Source organism: Actinokineospora inagensis DSM 44258, from assembly GCF_000482865.1.
Taxonomy (GTDB): domain Bacteria; phylum Actinomycetota; class Actinomycetes; order Mycobacteriales; family Pseudonocardiaceae; genus Actinokineospora; species Actinokineospora inagensis.
Window position 1 is genome coordinate 120,673 of sequence record NZ_KI519517.1, and the last position, 23,995, is coordinate 144,667.

At 69.9% G+C, this 23,995-nt stretch carries 21 protein-coding genes; 8 read left to right on the forward strand and 13 right to left on the reverse strand.

Going from position 1 to position 23,995, the window contains the following annotated elements; genetic code table 11:
- The first annotated feature begins 10 nt into the window (after positions 1–10).
- From H504_RS0128580 to H504_RS0128595, 4 genes are all read left to right on the forward strand, one after another.
- Positions 11–706, forward strand: a complete 696-nt coding sequence (locus H504_RS0128580) for a response regulator transcription factor (protein ID WP_026425590.1) — start codon at positions 11–13, stop codon at positions 704–706.
- The gene (locus H504_RS0128585; protein ID WP_026425591.1) at positions 703–2,097 is read left to right on the forward strand and encodes a HAMP domain-containing sensor histidine kinase; all 1,395 of its coding nucleotides are present in this window, start codon (positions 703–705) and stop codon (positions 2,095–2,097) included. Before H504_RS0128580 ends, H504_RS0128585 begins: the two co-directional genes overlap by 4 nt.
- Positions 2,098–2,920: 823 nt before the next feature.
- Positions 2,921–3,820 (forward strand): hypothetical protein, encoded by a 900-nt coding sequence (locus H504_RS0128590; RefSeq protein WP_026425592.1) that lies wholly within the window; start codon positions 2,921–2,923, stop codon positions 3,818–3,820.
- Positions 3,821–3,837: 17 nt separating this feature from the next.
- On the forward strand, positions 3,838–4,275 hold the full coding sequence (locus H504_RS0128595; RefSeq protein WP_157440688.1) for a hypothetical protein: 438 nt from the start codon (positions 3,838–3,840) through the stop codon (positions 4,273–4,275).
- Between the two features lie 76 nt (positions 4,276–4,351).
- Here H504_RS0128595 and H504_RS0128600 read toward each other — a convergent pair whose 3' ends face one another.
- From H504_RS0128600 to H504_RS0128620, 5 genes are all read right to left on the reverse strand, one after another.
- Positions 4,352–4,912, reverse strand: coding sequence for a hypothetical protein (locus H504_RS0128600; protein ID WP_157440689.1), 561 nt, complete (start codon positions 4,910–4,912; stop codon positions 4,352–4,354).
- 4 nt (positions 4,913–4,916) lie between these two features.
- On the reverse strand, positions 4,917–6,353 hold the full coding sequence (locus H504_RS37475; RefSeq protein WP_051386350.1) for an alkaline phosphatase family protein: 1,437 nt from the start codon (positions 6,351–6,353) through the stop codon (positions 4,917–4,919).
- A 212-nt stretch (positions 6,354–6,565) separates the two neighbouring features.
- The gene (locus H504_RS0128610) at positions 6,566–7,315 is read right to left on the reverse strand and encodes an ESX secretion-associated protein EspG (protein WP_245614491.1); all 750 of its coding nucleotides are present in this window, start codon (positions 7,313–7,315) and stop codon (positions 6,566–6,568) included.
- Complete coding sequence (locus tag H504_RS37480) at positions 7,305–8,660, reverse strand: hypothetical protein (RefSeq protein ID WP_051386351.1); 1,356 nt, start codon at positions 8,658–8,660, stop codon at positions 7,305–7,307. Before H504_RS37480 ends, H504_RS0128610 begins: the two co-directional genes overlap by 11 nt.
- A complete protein-coding gene (locus tag H504_RS0128620; protein ID WP_245614503.1) occupies positions 8,660–9,166 on the reverse strand; it encodes a DUF3558 domain-containing protein in 507 nt (168 codons plus the stop codon). Before H504_RS0128620 ends, H504_RS37480 begins: the two co-directional genes overlap by 1 nt.
- Here H504_RS0128620 and H504_RS43380 point away from each other — a divergent pair.
- Positions 9,093–9,272 carry a hypothetical protein gene (locus H504_RS43380; RefSeq protein WP_245614505.1) on the forward strand — a complete coding sequence of 60 codons (180 nt, stop codon included), beginning with the start codon at positions 9,093–9,095 and terminating at the stop codon, positions 9,270–9,272. The two genes, H504_RS0128620 and H504_RS43380, sit on opposite strands and share 74 nt — an antisense overlap.
- Here the strand turns inward: H504_RS43380 and H504_RS37485 are convergent.
- The 5 genes from H504_RS37485 to H504_RS0128650 all read right to left on the reverse strand — a co-directional run bounded on the left by H504_RS37485 (position 9,250) and on the right by H504_RS0128650 (position 17,410).
- The gene (locus tag H504_RS37485) at positions 9,250–9,741 is read right to left on the reverse strand and encodes a PE domain-containing protein (RefSeq protein ID WP_051386352.1); all 492 of its coding nucleotides are present in this window, start codon (positions 9,739–9,741) and stop codon (positions 9,250–9,252) included. The genes H504_RS43380 and H504_RS37485 overlap by 23 nt on opposite strands.
- A 274-nt stretch (positions 9,742–10,015) precedes the next feature.
- Positions 10,016–12,046, reverse strand: coding sequence for an MDR family MFS transporter (locus tag H504_RS37490; RefSeq protein ID WP_035306603.1), 2,031 nt, complete (start codon positions 12,044–12,046; stop codon positions 10,016–10,018).
- Between the two features lie 1,038 nt (positions 12,047–13,084).
- Positions 13,085–15,217 (reverse strand): MMPL family transporter, encoded by a 2,133-nt coding sequence (locus H504_RS0128635; protein ID WP_026425597.1) that lies wholly within the window; start codon positions 15,215–15,217, stop codon positions 13,085–13,087.
- Positions 15,218–15,220: 3 nt separating this feature from the next.
- The gene (locus tag H504_RS0128640; RefSeq protein WP_026425598.1) at positions 15,221–15,793 is read right to left on the reverse strand and encodes a TetR/AcrR family transcriptional regulator; all 573 of its coding nucleotides are present in this window, start codon (positions 15,791–15,793) and stop codon (positions 15,221–15,223) included.
- Positions 15,794–16,198: 405 nt separating this feature from the next.
- Positions 16,199–17,410, reverse strand: coding sequence for a cytochrome P450 (locus H504_RS0128650; protein WP_026425600.1), 1,212 nt, complete (start codon positions 17,408–17,410; stop codon positions 16,199–16,201).
- 107 nt (positions 17,411–17,517) lie between these two features.
- On the opposite strand from H504_RS0128650, the gene H504_RS0128655 reads away from it, so the two are divergent.
- Positions 17,518–18,150 carry a TetR/AcrR family transcriptional regulator gene (locus H504_RS0128655; protein WP_026425601.1) on the forward strand — a complete coding sequence of 211 codons (633 nt, stop codon included), beginning with the start codon at positions 17,518–17,520 and terminating at the stop codon, positions 18,148–18,150.
- A gap of 3 nt (positions 18,151–18,153) precedes the next feature.
- Here H504_RS0128655 and H504_RS0128660 read toward each other — a convergent pair whose 3' ends face one another.
- Together H504_RS0128660 and H504_RS0128665 are read right to left on the reverse strand one after the other, a co-directional pair.
- Positions 18,154–18,585, reverse strand: a complete 432-nt coding sequence (locus tag H504_RS0128660; protein WP_026425602.1) for a MarR family winged helix-turn-helix transcriptional regulator — start codon at positions 18,583–18,585, stop codon at positions 18,154–18,156.
- The gene (locus tag H504_RS0128665; RefSeq protein WP_026425603.1) at positions 18,582–18,986 is read right to left on the reverse strand and encodes an SRPBCC family protein; all 405 of its coding nucleotides are present in this window, start codon (positions 18,984–18,986) and stop codon (positions 18,582–18,584) included. The genes H504_RS0128660 and H504_RS0128665 overlap by 4 nt, the downstream gene beginning before the upstream one ends.
- A gap of 170 nt (positions 18,987–19,156) precedes the next feature.
- Here H504_RS0128665 and H504_RS0128670 point away from each other — a divergent pair, with 170 nt between their 5' ends.
- The gene (locus tag H504_RS0128670) at positions 19,157–20,458 is read left to right on the forward strand and encodes an amidase family protein (RefSeq protein ID WP_026425604.1); all 1,302 of its coding nucleotides are present in this window, start codon (positions 19,157–19,159) and stop codon (positions 20,456–20,458) included.
- On the opposite strand, the gene H504_RS0128675 is transcribed toward H504_RS0128670, so the two are convergent.
- The gene (locus H504_RS0128675; RefSeq protein ID WP_026425605.1) at positions 20,455–21,591 is read right to left on the reverse strand and encodes a globin domain-containing protein; all 1,137 of its coding nucleotides are present in this window, start codon (positions 21,589–21,591) and stop codon (positions 20,455–20,457) included. The genes H504_RS0128670 and H504_RS0128675 overlap by 4 nt on opposite strands.
- Before the next feature lie 357 nt (positions 21,592–21,948).
- Here H504_RS0128675 and H504_RS0128680 point away from each other — a divergent pair, with 357 nt between their 5' ends.
- On the forward strand, positions 21,949–22,848 hold the full coding sequence (locus H504_RS0128680; RefSeq protein WP_035306606.1) for a hypothetical protein: 900 nt from the start codon (positions 21,949–21,951) through the stop codon (positions 22,846–22,848).
- Positions 22,849–23,995: the final 1,147 nt, after the last annotated feature.

Sequence of the window (23,995 nt, forward strand, 5' to 3'; positions counted from 1 at the left end):
GGAGGCGCGCGTGCACCTGGTGGTGGTCGACGACGAGGCCGCGGTCCGCGACTCGCTGTCCAGGACCCTCCGGTTCGAGGGCTACACGGTGTCCACCGCCACCGACGGCGCCGCCGGGGTGGAGTTGGTGCGCACCGAGCGCCCCGACGGGGTGATCCTGGACGTCACCATGCCGGTGCTCAGCGGCCTCGACTGTTGCAGGCTGTTGCGGGCCGAGGGCAACTACGTGCCGATCCTCATGCTCACCGCCCGCACCGGTGTCACCGATCGGGTGGCCGGGCTGGAGGCGGGCGCGGACGACTACCTGGTCAAGCCGTTCGCCCTGCAGGAGCTGCTGGCCCGGGTGAAGGCACTGCTCCGGCGGACCGAGTACAACGCCGCCACGGCCGCCGTCGAGTCCTCGGCCCTGCGGTTCGCCGACGTGCTGCTCGACCCGGCGACCCGGGAGGTCATCCGCGGCGACCGGCCGCTGAAGCTGACCCGCACCGAGTTCGCCATCCTGGAGGCGTTCCTGCGCAACCCGCGGATCGTGCTCACCCGCACGTCGATGTTCGAACAGGTCTGGGGTTTCGACTTCGGCGCCGCCTCCAACGGCCTGGACGTCTACGTCGGCTACCTGCGGCGCAAACTGGAAGCGGAAGGCGAGCCGCGCCTGCTGCACACCGTGCGCGGCGTCGGCTACGTGCTGCGTGAGGAGCCACTGTGAAGCGGCGGTCGTTGTCGTTGCGGGCCCGGTTGACGGTGCTCGCCGTCGCCGCCGTGGCCGTCGCCGTGGTCGGCGTGTCGCTGACGTCGTGGTTGCTGCTGCGCACCAAGCTCCGGCACGACTTCGACGCCCAACTCCAGTCGTACGCCCGGGTCGCCGCCACCGCCGCCACCCCCGCCGACGCCCTCGACCTGCTCCAGAACAACAGCGGCCACCGCGACCAACACCACGGCGGCGGCCTGGTCATCCAGTTCCTCGACCGTGCGGGCCAACCCACCGGCCCGGCAGCGGGCGACGCCACCGCCATCCCGCTGACCACGCGGGCCCAGGCCGCCGCGATGGGGGTCGACAGCCGCGGCTCCGAGCTGGTCCGGATCGGCCCGGACCGCTACCAGGTGTGGTCCACCCCGACCTCGACCGGCGCGGTGCAGGTCGCCATGGACGCCGAACAGGTCGAGGGCACCGTGACCGAACTGGGACTCTGGCACGTCCTCGTCGGCCTCGCGGGCATCGCCGTGGCGGCTCTGCTGGGTCGAGTGGTCGCCCGCACCGCCCTGCGCCCCGTCGACACCTTGACCGCCGCCGCCGAGGACGTCGCCCGCACCCAGGACCTGTCGGCGGGCATCGAGGTCCGCGGCACCGACGAACTCGCCCGCCTCGGCGCCGCCTTCAACGCCATGCTCACCGCCCTCGCCGACTCCCGCGACGCCCAACGCCGCCTGGTCCAAGACGCGGGCCACGAGCTGCGCACCCCCTTGACCAGCCTCCGCAACAACATCGAACTCCTCGTCCACGCGGCATCCACCGGCCGACAACTCGCCCCCGAAGACCAAACCCGCCTACTGGCCGACCTCTCCGCCCAGGCTGTCGAACTCACCACACTGATCGAAGAACTAGTCGACCTGTCGACGGGGGAGCGCTCACCCGAGGCAGAAGAGTTGGTCGACCTGAGCGATGTCGTCGGCCCAGCGGTGGAACGCGCCCGCGCCCGAGCCCCCCAGGTCAGCTACGCGACAGACTTCACCCCAGCACGAGTACACGCGCGCGTAGCGGCCTTGGAGCGGGCAGTCCTCAACCTGCTCGACAACGCCGCCAAATGGAGCCCCCCCGGCTCCACAGTGACAGCACGAATCACAGCGTCATCTGACGGCGCACGAATAGACGTAGACGACGAAGGCCCCGGAATCGCAGACGCCGACGTGCCACATGTATTCCAACGCTTCTACCGCTCCGACGAGGCCCGAGCCCTCCCCGGCTCGGGATTGGGCTTGGCAATCGTAGAACAAATCGCCACCCAACACGGCGGCACAGTATGGGCAGGCCGAGCAGAAACAGGCGGCGCCAGAGTAAGCATCCTCCTCCCCATCGCCCCCGCGCCCGACCCAAGCTGAGTACGGGACCCCACCACACCGCCCACATGGCGAAGCGCCGCAACACACACCGCCACCCGCGACGCGACTTGATAAGTGGGCGGGCGAGCGAGCTCGATGTGCTGGTGGGTACCGGGCATTGGGCGGTGGATTTCTTGTTGGCGGAGAAGTCGCGCTCGGCCCAGATCGACAACGCGCCACCCCGGCACCGCGCGCCCAAAAACCCACCCCTGATCGACGAAGCTCCACACTGGCACCGCGCGCCTCGGGACCCGCCGATACCAACCGCCCGTTGTGGTGAAGTTGTTTTGTTTGGGGGGAGCGGTGGCCTAAGCCGGCTGGCGGGTAAGGCCACGCTTTCCAGTGGCCCCGCCTTTTAGCCTTACCTGAGGCTGCCGCTAGGGGCCCCAAACAAAACAACTTCACCACAACGGGCACCCCAGCTTTCATCTGGCGCCCGGGGCCGGCGTCGCCGCCAGGCGACCAGGCCGAACCCCGAGGCGCAGCCGAGGCCCAGAGCTCCCTCACACCAAGATCAACCGAGAACAAAGCCCCCAAATACACAGCCTAAACGACCCCACCGACAAGAACACCCAGCCGACCAAGACCCATGATCAACCCGACGAAAGCCCCCGAATACACAGCCTAGCGACGACCACCGACAGCCCACGCGATCACGTCCGCGATCCATGATCAACCCGATGCGAAGCCCCAAATACACAGCCTAGACCGACCCACCGACACCCCCCACCAACCACCACGCACCCACCCCGCACCGGAACTCTCACGCTAGCCGAGCGGATCTCTCATCGAACCTTCATCCGCGTTCGGCACCGTAGGCAACGTGACAACGGACCTTGCCGAAACGATCCTGATCGGGATCGCCTGTGCGGTGGTCGCGAGTGCGTTCTTCGCGACGGGAGTGCTGCTGCAGCACCGGGTAGTGAGCGCGATGACCCCCGCGGGTGAGCTGGGTCGGTCCGCCCTGCGCAAAATGGTCCGGTCGCCGGGTTGGCTGGCCGGCGTAGGGTCCGGCGTCCTCGGCGGATGCCTGCATGTCGTCGCGCTGTCGTTCGCACCGGTGGCCATCGTCGAGCCGGTCGGCGTACTGGGACTCGTCTCGATCGTCGTAGTGGGTGCCCGCCTGCGCCGTGAGCACGTCGACGTGGGGACTCGCCGCGCCGTGTTGGCCGTGTGCGCCGGTGTAGGCGGTTTCGTCGTAGTCGCCGCCGGGGCGATCAGTTCGCAGCCGGTGGCGCAGACCGGTCAGGTGCAGTTCGTAGTGGCTTGTGCCGCCGTCGTCGGCTTCGTCGGATGGCAGCAGCGAAGCTGCCTGGCCACCAGCGCCGCCGCGGCCGTCGTGTCCGGCTTCGGCTCAACGGTCGTCCGCGCGGCGTCGCAGCACTGGCAGGAAGGCGGCGCGGTCGCGGTCGACCTGGGGTTGAGCGTCGAAGCCGCGGCCCTGCTGCTCACCGGCGGCTGGCTCATGCAACGGGCGTACGCGCGCGGCACGGCGGCCCTCGTCGTCGGCACGACAACCGTCCTCGGCCCCATCACGTCCGTCCTCGTCGGCCTGACCCTCTACGGCGAGGCAACCGGCCTGACCGGCGAGGACATCGCGGGCATGACGCTGCTGGCCCTGCTGGCCATCGCCGGTGTGCGGGTCCTCGCCCAGTCAATGCACCCCACCGAACCGGTGGTCGCGGTCGTACCCCCAGTTGAGCAGCACGCGCACGCCGCGTGACCAAAGAAAGGCACGAGATGACAACACCACCTGAGCCGGAGCAGTACCACCCGGCCAACCCCCTTGGCTCCGACGCGGGTGACCAGCAGGCCGAGCAGCCCCACGCCGGATACGACGGTTCGACCGAGCGCTTCGCGGAACAACCTCAAGCTGACCACGAGGCCCCGGCAGGCGAGTCCGATCAGCCCCAGGTCAGCCCCCAGGTCCAGGACAACCGGCCGTCCCGGCTGCGCCGCGTGGGCTCGGCCGCCGGTCGGGTCGCCCGGCATCGGGTGACGCTTCCGGTGGTTGCCCTGGTCGTCGGCGGTGCCATCGGCGCGGGTGTAACCGCGGTGGCTATGCATGAGGGGGACCACGCCGCTCCCGCCGTGAGCCAGACCGACCACCGGGGTGCGCCGAATGGTGAGCACGACCGGGGTGGGGGCGAGCGAGGTGGCAGGCCTGGGCACCGCTGAGTGACGCGGGTGCCCGCCGGACCCCCGGAACGTTACCCCGACGTTCCGGGGGTCTCCCGCAGGTGAGCGGTGACCGTCAGTCGTTCTCCACGGTGAAGTCCCAGATGGCCAGCACGTGCCCGGCCTGGCGCCAGTTGATCTGGGCGTGCCCCGTCTGGAACCGGCCGGTCAGCTTGAGGGTGGCCGGATGCCCCGGTGACGCCGTCACGTCGCCTGCGCCGGACGGGGTCAGCGCGACCGTGGCGCCGGTCTCGTCCTGGCAGAGCAGGTCGGCCATGGCCAGGTGCACGGTCCCGGCGGTCGGGGCGGCGGTCACCGTGATCTCACCGGTGATCGCCTCGTCCGGCCGTCCGGTGTGCGTGGTGGCGGTGTCGGCCGGGCCGGTCGTGGTGAGCAGCGCCTTGGCGTCACCAGCCAGTTCGACCTGGACCGGCGCGCCCATCGCCACCAACTGCGGGTGACCGGGGGAGGCGGTGACCGGCGCGGGAACGCCGGGCGCCGCACTGGCCACCGGGAACGCGCCGAGGCTGGCGACGACGTCGTCCGCCGACGGCTCGGGCGGGGTGGAGCAGCCCGTGAGGAGAACCGCGGTGAGCGCCAGGACGGCGCCCACCGCGGATCGGGAAGCAGACGGCATGGGGTTACTTCACCGTCTCGTACTTCGGCTGGACCGCCTCGTCCAACCCACCGGCGACCGCCGGGTACACCGCCCGCTGGTCACCGGCGACGACCGCCCGGTGCGCGCGGCCAGAGGCGTTGTTGTAGACGTCCTGGCCGAACGGGCGCAGACCGTCCGCTGCCGCGTAACCGAGGTGGCCCTTGCCGTCCGTGCCGCCCCGGCTGATCCCGAACAGGTCCTCCGTGCTGCGCAGCCACGAGTAGTGGTTGTACGGCTGGTCGGAGATCGACCCCGGCTGGATGAACCGGGAGATGAACACCGCGCCGGTGATGCCGCCACCGGGGGTGGTGTCCTGGCCGAACGCCTGGAAACCGGGCTGGGTGGTGTTCGGGCCGGGCAGCTCGTTGCAGCAGGCCACAATGGACTGCGCGGTGTCCGTCGCCGTGTTCAGCGTCGGGTCGGTGTTGCCCTGGTAGTCCGCGATGGAGTTCCCGTACATCTTGTACGGCGGGAAACCCTCGTCGAACAGGATCTGGATCTCACCGTCCTTTTGGAACGCGGGAGACGCCATGATCTCCGGGATGTACTTCTTGAGGAACAGGTCCGCGGCGAACAGCCCGCCCTGGTGGTTGTTCGGGTCACCGGAGAGGTTGTCGCCCTTGCAGGTCGCGTCGTGCGCGTCGCTGCAGTTGTTCGGGCTGATCCAGGAGAACTGCGGCGTGGTGGCCACGCTCTTGAGGTCCTCCTCCAGACCGGACAGCTTCGGGTGCCCCTGGCTCGCCGGGTAACCGGTCAGCGGGACGACCTTGCCGCAGTCGGCCGGGTTGTCGATCACCGAGTGGAACCACGCGACCGGGCTGTGCTTGGCCACGTACTGGTCCTGCGCGGTCGCGCCACCCGGGTCCGGGACGCCGCTGCCGCCCGGGTCGCCGGGAATGCCGCAGCGGTAGACGTCCTCGCGGCCGGGGGTGTTGCCCTCGTCCTGCAGGTACGTCTTCCACGACACGTGCGCCTGGTCGAGCTGGTTGAACAGCGTCGGCACCGACTGCGGGTACACGCACCCGGTCGACGCGTAGGTCTGCCCGTCCGCCGCCGGGAAGCCCGGCTGCACGTTCTTGTACTGCGGGCAGTCCGCCTGGTTGTCCGGCGCCGGGCTCTGGCCGGACACCAGCGAGATGTAGTTGCCCAGGCTGAAATGGCTCGTCCCGTAGTACTGCCGGAGGAGCAGTCCGTAACTGGGCAGCGTCTTCCACAGGTAGTCGTTCTGGTTCAACCCGGTGAACGTCGCCTCGTACGACTTGTTCTCCAGGATGAACGTCCACACGTGCCCGACCTTCGGCGGCTGGAACCCGCCCCGCGCACGCTCCGCCCCGGCCGACGCGGCACTCGCCGTGCCCACCGCCACCGCACCACACACCACCGCCACGAACAACCGGCGCCACCGCCGCGGTCTCACCACGCCAGACCTCCCTTTTCGCTCTACTCGCCAATCTGGCCGCCTGAATCTACGACCGGGATCGGGGTCCGCATTCCGAACTTCGGATGAACAAGCCTGCTGAACCGTGCGAACCGCTGATCGGGTGATTGTTTTCCACTCGACCGATCGACAATTCATGGGGTTTTGTTTGCCTTGGGCGCCGTAGATTTGGGTGTTGGTAAAGGGACCTTCTGCTATCGCCCGTTTCCGCGGAGCCGGTTGAGCAGGTCGTAGGTCTTCCCGACCATCGTGTCGAAGCGCCCGGGGGCGACGTTGACATAGCGCTCGCAGTCCGGCTGCCGGGTGAAGGAGAACAGGTAGCGGCCCCGCTCGGTGTCGTAGAACGTGCAGCAGTCGTCGCCGGTCGTGCGGTGGCCACCGAGACCGTCGCGCACGCCCGCGCAGATCTGGCCCGCACCCCGACGGGGCAGCCCGGCCACGTCCAGCACCCGCCGGACATCGCGGTGGGCGGGAGCGCCGTTGATGGCCGCCCGCAGGTCGGATTCCGGCACCGACAGGCTGGGGCCGGGGGCAGGCGGCGCGTCCGGGATCTCGGCGAGGAGGCCCTCGGCCAGGGCGTCCGGCCGGAGTGGGCGGAGCACGACCTGTCCGGAGGCGGGCACGTGGCATGCCAGCACCGCGTCCGGTCCGCCGGCCGCGACGTGCAGGTGGTAGCGACCGACCGCGGGTGACTCCACAGTGGACGTGAGCTCCAGCGCGCCTCGACCGAGCACGGTCATCGTGCGCAGGAACTCCTCGGTTGGTTTTCCCGCCCGCCACAGCCCGTGCTCCGCGAGCCGTAGGCGCACATCGTCGTTGTGGGCCTGGGTTTCCTCGGGGTTGCGCCAGATCGGGTCCGGGGACAGCCAGGCGGGTAACGCGACACCGGCCTCTTGCGCACCGACGAGCAAGCAGTCGGCGGCGAGCACAACCTCACGGTCCATCACCAGCACCGCGACTCCTCTCCGGGGCGCCGATGACCGGCGGCATCAACTTCGGCAACGGGCCGACCAGCGCGTTGTCCGGATCGGCTTCCTGCAGGTATTCCGGGGTCTCGTGCTCGGTGTCCTCGGCTCCGTCGCCCCGGCCGCCGTGGCCTGCGGCACCGACACCGCCCATGCCCGATCCACCCGGATGTCCGCTGCCACCCATCGGACCACTGGTGAGGCGGCCGCCCGCGCCGAGGCCACCCGGCGTGCCCGCGCCGACCCGGTTGCCGGTACCGGCGCCAATCTCTGGTCCCGTGCCGCTTCCCCTGCCCACGCCGGAGCCAGTTCCGGCTCCCGTGCGTGCCCCGTCCGGTCCGAATCCGCTGCCGGGCAGGGCACCGCCTTCGGGGTTGCCGCCCGGTCCACCGAGACCGGGGTTCGACCCACCGGGGCCGTATCCGCCGGGGCTGCTGTTGTAGTCGCCGCCTGATGGTGTGGACGGCAGATAACCCGCCGTCGTCGTGTAGTCCGGTGGCGTTGTGTTGCCGGGCGCTGTGGTGTTGCCGGGCAGAGTCGCGTTGTTCGGCAGAGTCGTGTTGTTGGGCGACGGTGGCCCGGAATTGTGCGCCGGCGTATTCGCCACCAGATGTCCCGCTCCGCCGGAAGGGGGCGCAACGGTGCCGGGTCTGTGGCCACCGCCTTGGCTCGAACCCCTGTATCCGGAATCGGCAGCCGAGTGGCCGGGAACTCGGCCACCGCCGGACGGGCTGTATGACCCTGGCCCGGTGCTGAGTCCCGGGGGTTGTCCGCCATCGGCGGGGACGGGGGGCTTGATGTCGCCCCCGGCGGGCGGAAGCGCCAACTCGCCGTACAGCGATGGCGTCGCCCAGCGTCCGGAATTGTCCGTGGATTGGCCGTGGTAGAGGGTGTAGGCGTCGATGACCTGCCGGGACTTCTGATTCCAGGCGTTGATCTCGGTGGACCGGTTGGACATGAAGGAGAGCGGTGTGCCGCTGACCCAGTCGTCCGCCGGTTTGTTTCCCAGGTGCCCCACCGCCGCGACCTTGTTCTGCAGGTCCTTGAACGAACTTCCCTGACCCGTGTACAGCCCTTGTGCCTGCGTCAGGTGATCACCACTGACTCGCGAGGCCTGGACCAGTGGGCTGGCGCCCGCGTACGCCTGTCCGGCCGCGTCGCCCTGCCAATGCTCGCCCATGGCGCCCTGTAATTGCAGCATTTCGTCGGCGATTTCGTGGTGCAGGGTGGAGGGCTCCGCCGACTTGTCGCCGCCCGCGTACATGCCGCTCGGGCCGGTGCCGCTGTTGATCAGTTGAATGATCTGCGGCGCGCTGTAAGCCATCACGCGCCGCCCTTCAACGTCGACACCGCGGCCTCCGCCGCCTTCGTCGAGATGGCGCACGGGTCCTGGTAGGACGGCGAAGATTTCTGGAGGTCGATGTTGACCGTGAAGACCTCGTCGTCGTGGACGCCGACGGCGATCTGGCACCCGCCGCTGTTGCGGAAGTCGGCGCTGCCAAAGAATGCCGCAGGATATCCACCGACGTTCGGGGATACCTCGAAGTAGCCGGACTTGTTGTCCTGGCCCTTGTACACCGTCGCCAAACCGCCGTTCGCGGGCACGAAACCGATGGCGACACTGTTGCTGTCGGCGTCGGTCCAGATGCACATCGGGGCGACGTTGCCGTTGATCTGGCGATTGGCGGTGAGATTGGCGACTTGAGCGGCCTGGGCTTGGCTCAGCACAGCGCACGGGTTCTGCTCGAACTTGGCCGTGTCCAACGGGTTCGGCACCGGCGGCGCGGTCAACGACATCTCCGCCGAGGTCGAAGGGCTCGGTGCGGGCACCGGCGTCAGTTGGCTGGTCGGCGTCGAACACGCCGACACCGCACTCAGCGCGGTCACCGCGCTGACGGCCGCAGCGAGACGCCTCATGGTCTCCGCCCGTGCTTGAGCAGCTTCGCGGCGGTCGTCTGTTCCTGTCTTTCGTACGTGTCGATTGCCGTCTTGAGCATTTTGGCGTATCCCAGGGCGTAGTCGTGCTGTTCTTTGGCGCTTGTGAGGTAAGCCTCGGCGTGCGCGTCCGCGGCCTGCTTCTGCCGGGTGCTGGCCTCGTCGTCGGCCGGCTTCTTCACGGCGCCCAGTTGAGCGCCGAGATTCAGGGCGTTCGACAACTTGTCGGCGATCGCTTGCCACCGGGGGAGGAACCTGCGCATGGTCTCGATGTCCATGACATACCCGCCACTGGCGGCGGCGGCATTGACCTCGGCGTCTTCCTGCTGACGTCGCTGGTACACCTTGACGCCGACGGAGTTCATACCCAGGTCGTACTGTTCGTCCTGGGCTCGCCGCTTCGCCTGCTCCTCGGGCGGGAGATACCCGCCCCGGCCCGCCACCGGCGTTGGCTCCGCTGGTTGCGCCATTCCTCAACCTCTCACCGTGTGACGCGTAATCACCCAATCGGATGACGCGCGTGGTCGCTGACGGGAATCACCCGAACCAAGGCAAAACCTCGGCTGACTGTAGTCGGTCAGTCACCCTGCGGCGTCCACTTTGGCGGAACTCCGACATTCCAACCCGGTATAGGCACGTGGCGGACAAGACATTGCCGGTTCGCCGTCGGCGGTTGCCGGCTATTTCGCCCATGCGTGGCGGAATCCCGCGTGGTTGGTCGATTTGACGTTGTCGCGGGCCTGCTCAGACCGGTTGGAGGTCGGTCTGCTGTTCGAGCATGAGCTTGCGGGCGATGCGGCGGACGGCGGAGCGGACCTGGTCGTCGACGGTGGCGGGGTCGCGGCCCGCGGACCAGTCGGTGAGTTGGTCGAGCAGCCAGGACGTCCAGGCGTCGAGGAGGGTGGCGGCTTCGGCGAGGCCGCGGGCGGTGAGTTCGAGGCGGTCGTCGGCGGTGCGGGCGAGGTGGCCCGCGGCGACGAGGTCGTCGTAGAAGGAGGTGAGGACGCCGTGCGGGATGCCCAGTTGGTCCTCGATGTCGTCCTGCCGGGTGGGGATGCCGAGGAGGTCGTCGCGCAGGTGCACGCCCATGATCCCCCACGCGGCGGGGACGTCGATGGGCAGGCCGGAGCGGGCGAGGACCTCGGCGGCGGCGTCCGGTTGGTGTCGCACCGACCGGCCGATCATGCTCTCCAGGTGGGCGTCGGGGTGCGGGTCGGCGGGCATGGCGAAGCCCTCGCCGGAACCGCGGGCGGCTTCCCGCGCGGTGCCGCGGATGGCGACCTGCGGCAGGGCGAGCGCGACCAGGAACCCGACGACGGCGACCGGCGCGGCGGCGAAGAAGACGGTGTGCAGCGCTTCGGCGTAGGCGTGCACGATCGGCGCTTTCGCGGCGGCAGGCAGGGCGTGCACGTCGGCGGGGTTGGCGATGGCCGAAGGCGAGACTTGTGCTTGGATCAGCGCTTGGGGCAGCAGGTTGCCGAGCTTGTTCGCGTACACGGTGCCCATGATCGACGCGCCGAACGAGCCGCCGAGTGTGCGGAAGAACGTGACGCCGGATGTCGCCGCGCCGAGATCCCGGTAGGCGGCGGTGTTCTGCACGATGATCGTCAAGACCTGCATGACCAGCCCGATGCCCGCGCCGAGCACAAACATGTAGACCGACTGCAGGAACACGGAAGTGCTCTCGTCCATTGTGGACAAAAGGTACAAACCCAGTGCGGTGACGGCGGTTCCGGCGATGGGGAACGGCCGGTACAGCCCGGTCGCGCTGACGACCTGACCGGAGGCCAGCGCGGTGACCAGCAGGCCGAGGACCATCGGCAGCGTGCGGATACCGGACATGGTCGCCGACGCGCCGCTGGTGTACTGCAGGTACGACGGCAGGAACGTGATCGCCCCGAGCATGGCGAACCCGACGATGAAGCTGAGCAGCGACGCGATGGCGAACACCCGGCCGCGGAACAGGCGCATCGGCAGGATCGGCTCCTCGGCGCGCAGTTCGACCAGCACGAAGATCGCGAGCGCCACGGCCGACCCGGCGAACAGCCCGATGATCGTCGGCGAGCCCCACGCGTACTCGGTGCCGCCCCAGGTGGTGGCCAGGGTCAGCCCGCTGGCGCCGAGCGCGACGAACAGCACGCCCAGGTAGTCGATCTTCGGCGCGGTCCGGTCGCCGCGCCCCGGGATCGCCCGCGCCGCCAGCACGATGACGATGAGCGCGATCGGGACGTTGACGTAGAACGCCCACCGCCAGGACAGGTGGTCGGTGAACAGACCGCCCAGCAACGGCCCGATCACCGTCGTCACACCGAACACCGCGCCCAACGCACCCTGGTACTTCCCGCGCTCGCGCAACGGGATCACGTCGGCGATCAGCGCGGTGGCCGTCACCGCGATGCCACCACCCCCGATGCCCTGCACGGCGCGCATCGCGATGAGCAACCCCATGTCATCGGCGAAACCGCAGAAGAACGACCCCGCGATGAACACGATGACGCTGAGCTGGAACATGGCCTTGCGGCCGAACAAATCGCCGAACTTGCCCGCCAGCACGGTGGCGATCGTCTCGGCGAGGATGTACGAGGTGACGACCCAGCTCATGTGCCCGGCCCCGCCCAGATCACCCACAATGGTGGGCAACGCGGTTGACACAATCGTCTGGTCCAGCGCGGACAGCAACATGCCGAGCAGGATGGTGCCGAAGACGACGTTCATCCGAGCCCGCGTCAACGCCGCGGGCGCCCTGTCCAACGTGGCATCGAGGACCGTGCTCATCGCACCCGCCAACCACTAGTAGGCATAGTCCCCCGACGATAGGTGCGCTCCCGCCCGACCGCACCCGCTGTCGCACCGTCGGGTCTGATGAGGACAGTGCTCCCGCCTTGTTGCAACCAAAGGCCGAAATCGTGCATACCTACCGAGCAGCCCCCATTTCCAGCCTACTGCTCACCCCCGACCCAACAACCCGCCCGCGCCCCCACCGGTGGACACCAACCCACGATGTGGACGAGCCATCCACATCTCCCCCCACTCAGGTCGCCAACACCCTGTAGACCAGCCATCCACAGGTCGCTGGTACCGCGCGCTGACACCATGTGGGCAAGATACGCACACCCGCCACCGAGCAGAGGTGGATGAGGTGTCCACACCCGCCCGCCGGCACGTGGTGACGCTTCATGGTGATGGGGTGTCCACACTTCCTGCTCGCGCGGGTGGCCGGGGCGTGTGGGTGAGGCGTCCACATGGTGCTGGCGCGTGGTGGCGCGACCTGTGGATTGGCAGTTCGCGACTTCCGCCGGCGCGGATGGTTGGGGGCGTGTGGGTGGGGTGTCCACATCTCTGCCGACATGTGATGACCCGGCCTGTGGATTGGGCTTTCCTGACTCTCGCTCTTGCGGGCCGGCCGGGAGTGGGTGGGGGAGGTGTCCACACTTCCTGTCAGTACGTGGTAGCGCGGCATGTGGATTGGGTGTTCGCGACTCGTGCTTGCGCGGGGTGGAGTGGGGTGTGTGGATGGGGTGTCCACACTTTCTGCCTGTGTGTGATTGGGCGGCTTGTGGATCGGGTGTGCACATGTACCGGCTGTTCGGCGGCTGGGGGGTTGTGCGTGGGGTGTCCACATCGCCTGGTTGCGTGTAGGGGTGGGGGTGAGGTGTCCACATCGGGGGAGGGGGTGGGCTGGGGAGGGGTGGGGGTGAGGTGTTCACATGCTGTGGGGGTATCCCCAGGTTGATTGCGGGGGTCTGGGGTGGGGTGGTGTGGGCGATAGGGTGGAAATGGGGGCTGCTCAGGGCGGTTTGATCTTGGCGACGGCTACCGGGAGGCGTTGGCCAGGTCGGGGGTGGGGGACGGGAGGTCGGTGCCCTCGACGTCCAGGGTGGGGAGCCAGTGCAGCCAGCGGGGGAGCCACCAGGCGCGGGCGCCGATCAGGGTGAGGGCGGCGGGGACCAAGACCATGCGGACCAGGAAGGCGTCGGCGGCGATGCCGATGGCGAGGGCGAAGGCGATCGACTTGATGGTGGCCTCGCCGCCGGGGACGAAGGCGGCGAACACGGTGAACATGATCAGGGCGGCGGCGACCACCACCGGTGCTGCCTGGCGGAAGCCGGTGGTGATGGCCGCCGCCGGGTCGGCGCCGCGGTGGTGGGCCTCGTGCATGCGGGACACCAGGAACACCTGGTAGTCCATGGCGAGGCCGAACAGGATGCCGATGACGATGATCGGGGTGAGGCTGATCAGCGGGCCGGTGGTCCGCAGGTTGACCGCCGTGCCCAGCCAGCCCCACTGGAACACGGCCACCGTGGCGCCGAGGGACGCGCCGATGGTCAGCAGGAAGCCGAGCACGCCGACCAGTGGGACCAGCAGCGACCGGAACACCAGGACCAGCAGCACCAGCGCCAGCCCGACCACCAGCACCAGGTACACCGGCAGCGCGGCGTCCAGCGTCACCGCCACGTCCACGCTCACCGCGGTCGTCCCGGTGACGTACGCGCCTTGGCCGCGCAGTTGGGCGCGCAGGTCGGTGACCAGGTGCTCGGTGTCCTCGCTGGTCGGGCCGGACTTGGGGATGACCGTCAGCAGGGCGGCGGTGCCGTGCTGGTTGGGGACGGGCTTGCTGACGTGGGCGATGTCCGGGCCCGCGATCGCCGCCCGCCCGGCCGTCTCGACGGCGTTCTGGCCCTCGAACAGGATCGTCAGCGGGCCGTTGAAGCCCTCACCGAACCCGTCCGCGAGCAGCCGTTGCGCTTTGTCGGCGGTGCTCCCGGCGGCCGGTGCCTGTACCAGCGTGGTCCGCATCGACGCGACCGGGATGGCGACCAGGCCGAGGCCGACGACGGTCAGCAGCAGCGCGACGACCCGGTGCCGGGTGACGCCGGTGATCCACCCGCGGTAGAAGCCGCGGTCACGGGGCTCCCCAGCGGCGGTCCGCTGCTTGCGCGGCAGGGCACGGCGTCCGATGAGGCTCAGCACCGCGGGCACCAACGTCAACGCGATCAGTACGGCCACGACGATGGTCGCGGCGGCGGCGATACCCATCTGGGTGAGGAACGGGATTCCGGCGACCGCTAGGCCCGCCAGGGCGATGACCACGGTGATGCCCGCGGTGAGCACGGCCGATCCGGCGGTGCCCACGGCGGTCGCGATGGCCGTGCCGGGGTCCGCGCCACGCCGCAGTTCCTGTCGGTACCGGTTGATGATGAACAGCGCGTAGTCGATGCCCACGGCCAGCCCGAGCATCGTGGCCAGGATCGGGGTGGTCGAGCTCAGCGACACGAAACCGGTGGTGATGGTGATGCCGAGGACCCCGATCCCGACGCCGACCGCGGCGGTCAGCAGGTTCATCCCGGCGGTGACCAGGGAACCGTAGGTCATGGCCAGGATCACCAGCGCGAGCACGACCCCCAGGGCCTCGACGACGCCGCCGACGTCCGGCGGTTTGTTGGCGATGTCGCCGCCGATCTCGACGGTCAGACCACCGGTCCGCGCCCGGTCGACGGCCGTGGTCAGCGCGTCTTTCTGCTCCGTGGTCACCGAGCCTGCGGGCACCGAGTAGGTGACCGTGCTGTACGCGGTGGTCTGCGTCGGGTTGACGGCCGGGGCCTTGGGGTCCAACGGGTTCGACGCGTTCGCCACGCCCGGCAGCTTGTTCAGTTCGGCCACCAGCGCGCCCACGGCCTGGACGTTCGGCGGGGCGGTCAGTTTCTGCCCCTCCGGCGCCTGCACCACCACGCGGGCGGTCGCGCCACCACCGCTGCCGAAGTCCGCCTTGATCTTGGCCAACGCGGTGGTGGACTCCTGGCCGGGGATGGCGAACTGGTTCGTGGTGTCCCCGGCCAGCGCGCCCGCGCCGATCCCGGTGCCCACCAGGACAACGAGCCAGAGCAGGACCACGACGAGCCTGCGGCGGTGGATGCCCGCGCCGAGCCGGTACAGCAACCGTGCCATGGGTCAGGCCTCCACCTGATCGGGGTGCTCGGGTGACCCGAGCGCGTCCAGGCAGGTGGCCACGATGTGCCGCCGCCACGTCGTCCGGTCGCCCTGGTGCGTGGCGACGAGGCTGAGCACGACCAGCGCGCCCAACATGCCGATCACCCGCGCCAGCCGCGCCGAGTCGCCCTGGTCGGGGGCCACGTCGAACATCTCGAACACGAAGGCCTCGCCGATGCCCGGCCCACCGGTCTTCGCCACGCCGAGGCTGGTGATGGAGCGGGACGCCAGCGCCACCAACCCGGGCCGGTCCAGCGCGAAGTCGGTGAGCAGTTCGACGGCCAGCCGGTCCCGGTCGCGGCCCGGCGGCAGCGGGGTGACCTGGTCGAGCAGGCGGCGGGTGTGTTCGCGGCCCATCGCGGTCGCGGCCTCGTGCAGCGTTTCCTTGCTGGGGAAGTGGTGCAGCAGGCCCGCCTTGGACAGCCCCACGGCGTCGGCGAGGGACTGCACCGACGTGTGCGCGAACCCGTGCTGGGCGAACAGGGCGGCGGCGCGGTCGAGGATCCACTCGTCCTGCCGGAACGCTCGGGTCATGCGGTCGACGCTACCGGGGACCGACCAGTTCGGTAGGTGCGCCAACCGGAACGGTTGGTGTCCTTGATCACGACAACGCGGTGGGTGACCTGGTGATCACCCACCGCGTCAGGGGTTTCGGGTTCGGGTGTGTTCGGGGTGGGGCGTTGAATGCGGTTGTCGTCGAGGCGCCGTTTGTTCCACGAGTAGGGGGCGGGCGAGGTGTCCACCGCGGGCTGGATGGGTTCGGATCGCCCGGCGCCGTTCGCCGCGCGGGGCTGGAGCGCGGTGCTCGCGGATTGCCGCTTGGTGCTCGTGCAGTGCTCGTGAGTTGCTACGCGGTGCTTGCGGGCTGCCGTGCGGTATTCGTGAGTTGCCGCGTGGTGTTCGCGGGTTGGTGTGTGGTGTTCGCGAGTCGGCGAGTGGTCAGGTGGCTGGGTTGGCCCAGGTGATCGGCATGTGTGCGGGGCCGCGGGTGGACAGGCCGGACTTCCACTCGATGCCGTCTTCCGTGCCCGCGAACCGAAGGCCGGGCAGTCGCCGGAACAGGGTGTCCAGGGCGACCTGGAGTTCCATTCGGGCCAGTGGGGCGCCCAGGCAGTGGTGCGGGCCGTGGCCGAAGCCGACGTGGGGGGCGCCCGCGCGGTCGACGTCGAGTCGTTCCGGGTTGGGGAAGATCGAGGCGTCCCGGTTGGCGGACGCCAGCGCGGGCAGGACCGGTTCGCCCGCCTTGACCAGGACGCCGCCGAGTTGGACGTCTTCCAGGGCGTACCGGGCGATGCCGCCGCCGATGCCGAGCGGTACGTACCGCATCAGCTCCTCCACGGCGCGGGGGACGAGTGACAGGTCGGCGCGGACCCGGTCGAGTTGGTCGGGGTGGGTGAGCAGGGTGTAGACGAAGTTCGGGATCTGCGACGCGGTCGTCTCGTGTCCGGCGACCAGCAGGCCCATGGACAGCGACACCAGTTCTTCCTCGGAGAGCCGGTCTTCCTCGTCGCGGGCGATCACCAGGGCGCCGATCAGGTCGTCGGTCGGGTGCTGCCTGCGTTGGGCGATGAGGCCCGCCATGTAGTCGGTGAGGCGGTCTATGTAGACGCGGGCCTGGTCGGGCGTGTACTTCGTGGTCGCCAGGAACGCGTCCGACCACACGCGGAAGTCCACCCGGTCCTCGTAGGGCACCCCGAGCAGTTCGCAGATGACGGTAACCGGCAGCGGTAGCGCGAACTCGTCGACGAGGTCGACAGGCCTACCGTGCTCGATCATCGCGTCGACCAGCCCGTTGGCGATGTCTTGGGCGCGCGGTCGTAGCTGCTCGACCCGCCGCACTGTGAAGGCCTTCATAACGAGGCGGCGCAGCCGGGTGTGGTCGGGCGGGTCCAGGCCCAAGATGCTGCCCGGTGGGGACGGGTGCGGCCGCATCCTCGGCTCGTCGCGGTCCTGGCCCGCGGCCCGGGAGAACCGCGGGTCGCCCAGCACGACCTTGATGTCCTCGTAGCGGCTCGCCACCCACGCCGGTTCGCCGTAGGGCAGGCGGACCCGGATCAGCGGCTGGTCGGTGCGCAGGGTCTCGAACAACGGCTCCGGGTCGAGGTGCCGCGGTTCGCTGAACGGGTACGCCCTGGGTTCGGTGGTCGTCATCACCACGCTCCACAACGCTCGGTAGTCAGACGGTCATCTTAAGTACACCGTAGCAGCGATGTGAGATGCTTGCCTTAGGTCAATCCGGTCATGGACGGGGCACCGCGATGGGCACATCGGTCAAACGGGACCAGGCTGGGACAACCCGCGCGCTGCTGCTGCGCACCGCCGAACGCCTCTTCGCCGAACGCGGCCTCGCGCAGGTCTCCAACCGGCAGATCGTCGAGGCTGCAGGCCAGGCCAACAACTCGGCGCTGACGTACCACGTCGGCACCCGCACCGACCTGATCCACGCCATCGCCCGCGACCACGGCGAGCCCATCGCCCACCGAACCCAGCGGATGGTGGAGGCGGCGCGCGGCTCCACCGACCCGCACACGCACGTCGCCAGCCTGGTCCTGCCCTACACCGAACACCTGGCGGACTTGGGCAACCCGAGTTGGTACGCCCGGTTCACCGCCCACATCGCCGCCGACCCCGCGTTCGCCGGTGGCGTGCTGGCCGACCCGCTGCTGGCGCCGTACTTCCGCGAGGGCCTGGACACATTGCACGCCTACGTGCCCGACCTACCGCACGAGGAAGCCGAACTACGCGGCCAGACAGTGCGGCTGGCGATCATCCACACCTGCGCCGCCCAGGAACGCGCCGCCGCCGAAACCGGCGTCCCCGCCGACTGGGCCCTCGTCGGCCGCTGGCTCACCGACGCCGTGACCGGTCTCCTGCTGGCCGCCAGCCGCTAGTGGTCATTCCTGGTCGGCCAGGGCGGCGAGCAGGGTGATCGCCGAACGTTCGTCGACCGGGTGGAAGAACGCCGTGTCGACGGCCTCGACGGCGGCGATCGCGGTGGGTGCCAAGGCGGTGCCGGTGTCGGTGATGTGGACGTGCTTGGCGCGGCCGTCCGCCGGGTCCGGGACCCGTTCGACCAGGCCCTTGCGTTCCAGGCCCGCGAGGACCTGGGACGCCATCTTGATGTCCACCCCGGCGAACCGGGCCAGGGTCAACTGGTTCGGCGACTCGCCCTGGCCGTTGAGCCACCACGCGCAGGCCAGCAGGACGAACTGGACGTGGGTGAGGTCCAGCGGGGCCAGCGCCGCCGCGACCTCCCGCTGCCAGCGCAGGGTGGCCCGCCAGAGCAGGAAACCGGGGCTGACGGCGGGCAACCGGTGATCAGTCATCGAGCCTCCGCGTGCGCGACCAGGGCCGCCATTGTCTCCGGGAAGTCCCCGGTGATCATCGGGCCCACCTCGGCGGCGCCGTCGCCGGTGATCTCCATCCGGTAGGTGACCTCGGTCTTGCCGTCGGCGGCGGCGAGGCGGTGGACGGTGCGCACGATCATGCCCGGCATGGTCGCCTCGTCCACGAACAGCCGGTCCGGCTCGACCTCGGCCAGCCGCAGGACGACCTCGCCGCCGTCGAGGGTGGTCATGGTGATCGTCGAGCCCGCCGCGAACGGGCCGTCGATCTCGGCCTTGCCGACATCGGTGTTCCAGGCCCGCCAGCCCGTGACGTCGGCCCAGGTGGCGAAGACCGCCGTGGCGGTGGCCGTCGTCGTCACCGTGTACTCGTAGCTCCACATGTCGTGCTCCCGTCGTCCGAACTAGTCTGCACGCAGTCTATCTACGCGCAGACTAATTTGCCAAGCCCCGCGACGTGCGCGCGCGGCACAGTGTCGGTCGCGCAGGGACATTGACCCCGGCGGCGGGCGAACTTACGGTGCTGGCTTCGTGTGCCGGAGGAAGGACGGACATGCCGCCCACAGTTCCGACGTTGGCCGACTGGCTGGCCTGGGACCCGGCCGAGCGGGACGCCCACCTGGCCGAGGCGGCCGCGCGCGCCGAGTGCTCCACGCACGGCGACTGGATCAGCCTCGCTCGCGGGACCGGTCACGGCGACGGCGAACTGGCGGGCATCCCGTTCTCCGTGAAGGACAACGTCGACGTCGCCGGATTCCCCACGACGGCCGGGAGTCCGCTGCTGGGGGAAGCTCCGGTCGAGGTCGACGCCACCGTGGTCGGCGTGTTGCGGGACGCGGGCGCGGTCGTGCTGGGCAAGACCAACCTGCACGAGCTGGCGTTCGGGATCACCAGCAACAACAAGGCGTTCGGGCCGGTGCGCAACCCCGCCGACCCCGGTCGGAGCGCGGGTGGGTCCAGCGGCGGCAGCGCGGCCGGGGTCGCGTTGGGCACCGTGCCGTTCGCGTTGGGGACCGACACGGGCGGGTCCGTGCTCATCCCGGCGGCGTTCTGCGGCGTGGTCGGGTTCCGGCCGTCGACCGGGCGCTACCCGGGGGACGGTGTGGTCAACCTGTCCAGCACCCGTGACACCACCGGCGTCAACGCGCACACCGCGGCGGATGTGCGGACCGTGGACCGGTTGATCACCGGGGAGCGCGGAGGTCCGGAGATCCCGTTGGCGGGGTTGCGGATTGGCCTGCCGCGCAAGCGCTTCGACGACCTGGAACCGGCCGTGGCGGCCGCGATCGCGGTTGCCACGGCCACTGTGGAGGGACTGGGGGTTCGGCTGGTCGACGTCGACCTCGGTGACGACATCGACGTCGCCGCGGGGGCGGGCAACGACCTCACCTGCTATGAAGCACCACGGCTGTTGGGCCGCCGGGTCAAGGCGCCGTTGGCGGACTGGCCGGACCGGATCGCCTCGCCGGACGTCCGCGCGTTGATCGACTCAATGCGGCTCAACCCGGTGTCCGCCGAGGCATACGAGTCGGCGCGGGCGGCCCGGTGGCGGTTGCGGCGCGCGTACCTGGAACTGTTCGATGAGGTCGATGTGGTGCTGTTCCCGACCTCGCCGGTGTCGCCGCCGCTGATCGGGCAGGACGACGTGATCACCCTCAACGGGCGGCTCACGCCGACCTTCCCGACCGTCACCCGCAACGTCAGCCCCGGCACGGTCGTCGGTCTACCGATGTTGTCGATCCCGGCGGGTGTGACCGGCACCGGACTGCCGGTCGGGTTGTGCCTGGAAGCCCCGCCCTTCGCCGATGTCCGGCTCCTCGGGGTGGGCGAGGCGATCCAGTCGGCGTTCGCCTAGAGCGCGCTGTCGAGCATCCCAGGGCCGAAGACCTCGTAGCGGACGCGCTCGTCCGGCACGCCTCGGCGGAGCAGGCCGGAACGCATGTCCCGCATGAACTCCACGGGGCCGCACAGGTAGGCGGTCACGTCGTGGGGGAGTGGGATGGCGTCCACGTCGAGCCTGCCGTCGGTGGCGGAGTAGCGGGTCAGCACCGTCGCGTCGGTCAGGCCGCTGGTGAGGTGCTCGACCTCCGCGCGCAGGGCGTGCCGGTCGGCGGATCGCTCGGCGTGCGCGACGACGACCGGTCGGGTTGGTTGAACGCGGGCGATGTGGTCGAGCATCGATGCGGCCGGGGTGATGCCGATGCCCGCGCTGACCAGCAGGACCGGACCGTCGCCCGCGTCGAGCGTGTTCTCGCCCGCGGGCGGGCCGACCAGGACGGGTGCGTCGGCAGGCAGGTCGTGCAGGAACCCGGACACGACACCGATCCGCCGAACGGTGATCCGCAGCGAACCGCGACCCGGCCCCTGCGACAGCGAGTACTGGCGCGGCCGGCGGCGACCGTCCGGGAGGTCGACGGCGACCGAGACGTATTGGCCGGGAAGGAAATCCGGCACGGAACCGCCGTCGTCGGGCACCAGGGTGAACGACACCGCGGCCACGGCCTCGACCTGGCGTTTGGCCACCCGCCACCGCCGCCACGACTGGGCCGGATCCACCCCGCCGAGCTGGTAGAGCCGGGCCTCGGCGGCGATCAACCGGCACGCCAGCAGCCAGTACACCTCGTCCCATGCCGCCGCGACCGCGGGAGTCACCGCGTCGCCCAGCACCTCGCCGACCGCGGCCATCAGGTGGCGGCCGACCACCGGGTACAGCTCGGCGCGGATTCCGAGCGACACGTGCTTGTGCGCGACCCGTTCGGCCACGGGGGTGAACGGCGCGCGCGGGTCGAGCAGGTGCTCGGCGAAGGCCACCACGGCGCTCGCGAGCGCCGCGCTCTGCCGTCCACCGGCCTGGTTGCTCTGGTTGAACACGTTCAGCAGTTCCGGGTGCGCGGCGAACAGCGCGGCGTAGAAGCGGTCGGTGATCTGGACGGCGTGTGCGCGAACCGCGGGCAACGTTGCGCGCACGACATCGGGGTGGGACAACATTGGGCGTCCTCCTGGTCGATTGCCCGTGGTGCCACCCCGATCAAACCGCCGGGTGGGCCGCCGGGGCTCGCGACAGTGATCAAGACCGCAGCCGTTCCCAGTTTGTCCACAGTGGACACGGTGTCGCGATTGCCCGGATCGGCTTTGTTGACCGCGGCATAACTCGTGGGTCGAGAAAGTGCTATTACCGCGGTGAGCTGCGGATACCGGCCGACTGGTCGGTGTGGCCCTTGCCGTGGCGCGGAACCCGCGGTTTAGCTAGTGGCTCGTCGGGCCACTAGGTGCCCACGCGGGGCGATCACCGCTGGTCCCAGCTCGCCCCGCGGCTGTTCACCCTGCGAACACAAGGAAACCGTGATGCGGAAACTGCTACTGATGGCCTGCTCGGCCGGGCTGGTCGCCGCGGCCGCCCTGGCGGGCGGTACGGCGGAGGCCGCCGCCCCCGCCGTGGCTGTCGCCCATGAGGTCCCCGGGCTGACCGGTGCCGCCGCCAAGGCCGCCGCCGGTCCCAGCGCCGACAAGTTCCTGCAACTGCGCCGCGAACAGGCGGGCAAGGCCGCCGCGCCGCGCATCGCCGCCCAGAAGCACACCTTCTGGGGGCCCGAGCCGCAGCTCAACAGCAACGCCGACGGCATGGTCGTCACCCAGAGCGTCACCCCGTCGCTGCGCATCTCCAACCGCAACGACGTCGTCTACGCGCCAACGATGAAACCGACCGGCCACTCGTGCATCGAGGTCGTCACCGCGTACGGCCTCGGCCAGGCGGCCCAGGTGTGGGCGTGGGACTGGTGCAAGTCGGTCTCGCCCGCCAAGGTCGTCCCGATCGACAGCTCGTTCCTGACCAACTACACCACCACGGTCAACGGCCACCCCGCCTACACCGTGCAAGAAGTCCGCACCAACGCGTCGGCCAACACCTGGACCGCGTCGCTGCGCAACGTCAAAACCGGCGCCTGGGACCCGCTGTTCACCCAGAGCGGCAGCGACCAGAGCACCCTCAACGAGGGCTGGGACATCTTCGAGATCTACGCCACCCACAACCCCTCAACCGGCAACGCCTACTACTGCGCCGACGCCCGCGGCGCCGTCTTCGAGTCCAGCTCCATCCAACTCCGCGTCAGCGGCGCGTGGACCGCAGCCACCCCGACCAACTCCCCGCTGCGCCCCACCGCCACCCCCCGCCCCGCCGACTACGACTGCACAACCCTGAAGTTCCAGGTCGTCACCGCGAACAGCAACTGGCGGGTGACGGTCTAGTCGATTTTCCGCTGAACCTCCAGCGGATGCCAGGGATGATGGAGAACCCGGCGCCCGTCCCCCCGACGGGCGCCGGTCCCACATCGGCCCTTTCCGCCGCCTCCGCACTGTGCGTCTCACGCGGACACGCTGCTCCAGCCCGCGACAAATCGCCCCAGCCGCCCACGCATCACTGAGCCGATTCCGGGAGACCTCCACAGGGCACAACGCCACCTGACAACGCAGGCCCCACCAGCCGCGCAACAGCCCAATTTCGCGCCGCACCTCTAGGACTCCCGGCCAGCCCCCACCCTTCCCGGGGGGCGTCCCCGAGGCCAGTCTACCGGCTCACGGCGTCGGTGGAAGGGGGGCGGGAAAGTTGGGGATGGCTGTGGGCTTTGTGGATAACTTGGGCTTGAGGGTGGGGGCCGGGTTTCGTGGCTGGGTGGGCGAGCAGGTCGCAGGGCCACGTGCGGGAGGGGAGTACGGGAGCGGTTGCGAGAACTGGGTGTGGGAGCCGGTCGCGGTTGGTGCTGGGAGGCCGGTTGTGGACGCTGGGTGCGGGGACCGGGCGGGAAGTGGCGGGAGCCCGGCTGTGAAGTCGGGTGGGGGTGCTGGCGGCGGGAGGTGGGTGGGTGTGCGGAGTCCGGCCGTGGGGGGCTGGGGGTAGGTGCTAGTCGCGGGAGGTGGTGGGTTGTAGTGAACCCGGCTGTGGGGAGCCAGTCGCGGGAGGTGGTGTGGGCCTGGTTGTGGGCTGAGTGTGGGTGCCGGTCACGGGAGGTGGTGTGTGGGGAGCCCGGCCGTGAAGGTGGGTGTGGGTGGCAGCGGCGGGAGGGGGGGGGGGTGGGGAGCGCCGGGGTGGGGGCTGAGTGTGGGTGCCGGTCACGGGAGGTGGTGTGTGGGGAGCCCGGCCGTGAAGGTGGGTGTGGGTGGCAGCGGCGGGAGGTGGTGGGTGTGGGGAGCTCGGTTGTGAGGGCTGAGTGTGGGTGCCACTCGCGGGAGATGGTGGATGTGGGGAGCCTGGTTGCGGAGGCGGGGTGTGGGTGCCAGCCGTGGGAGGTGGTGGGTGCGGGAGCTCGGTTGTGGGGGCTGGGTGCGGAAATGGGATGTGATTGCCTGAGCCGCGAGGGGGATACGGATTCGGTTGCCGGGCTGGAGTGCGGGAGCC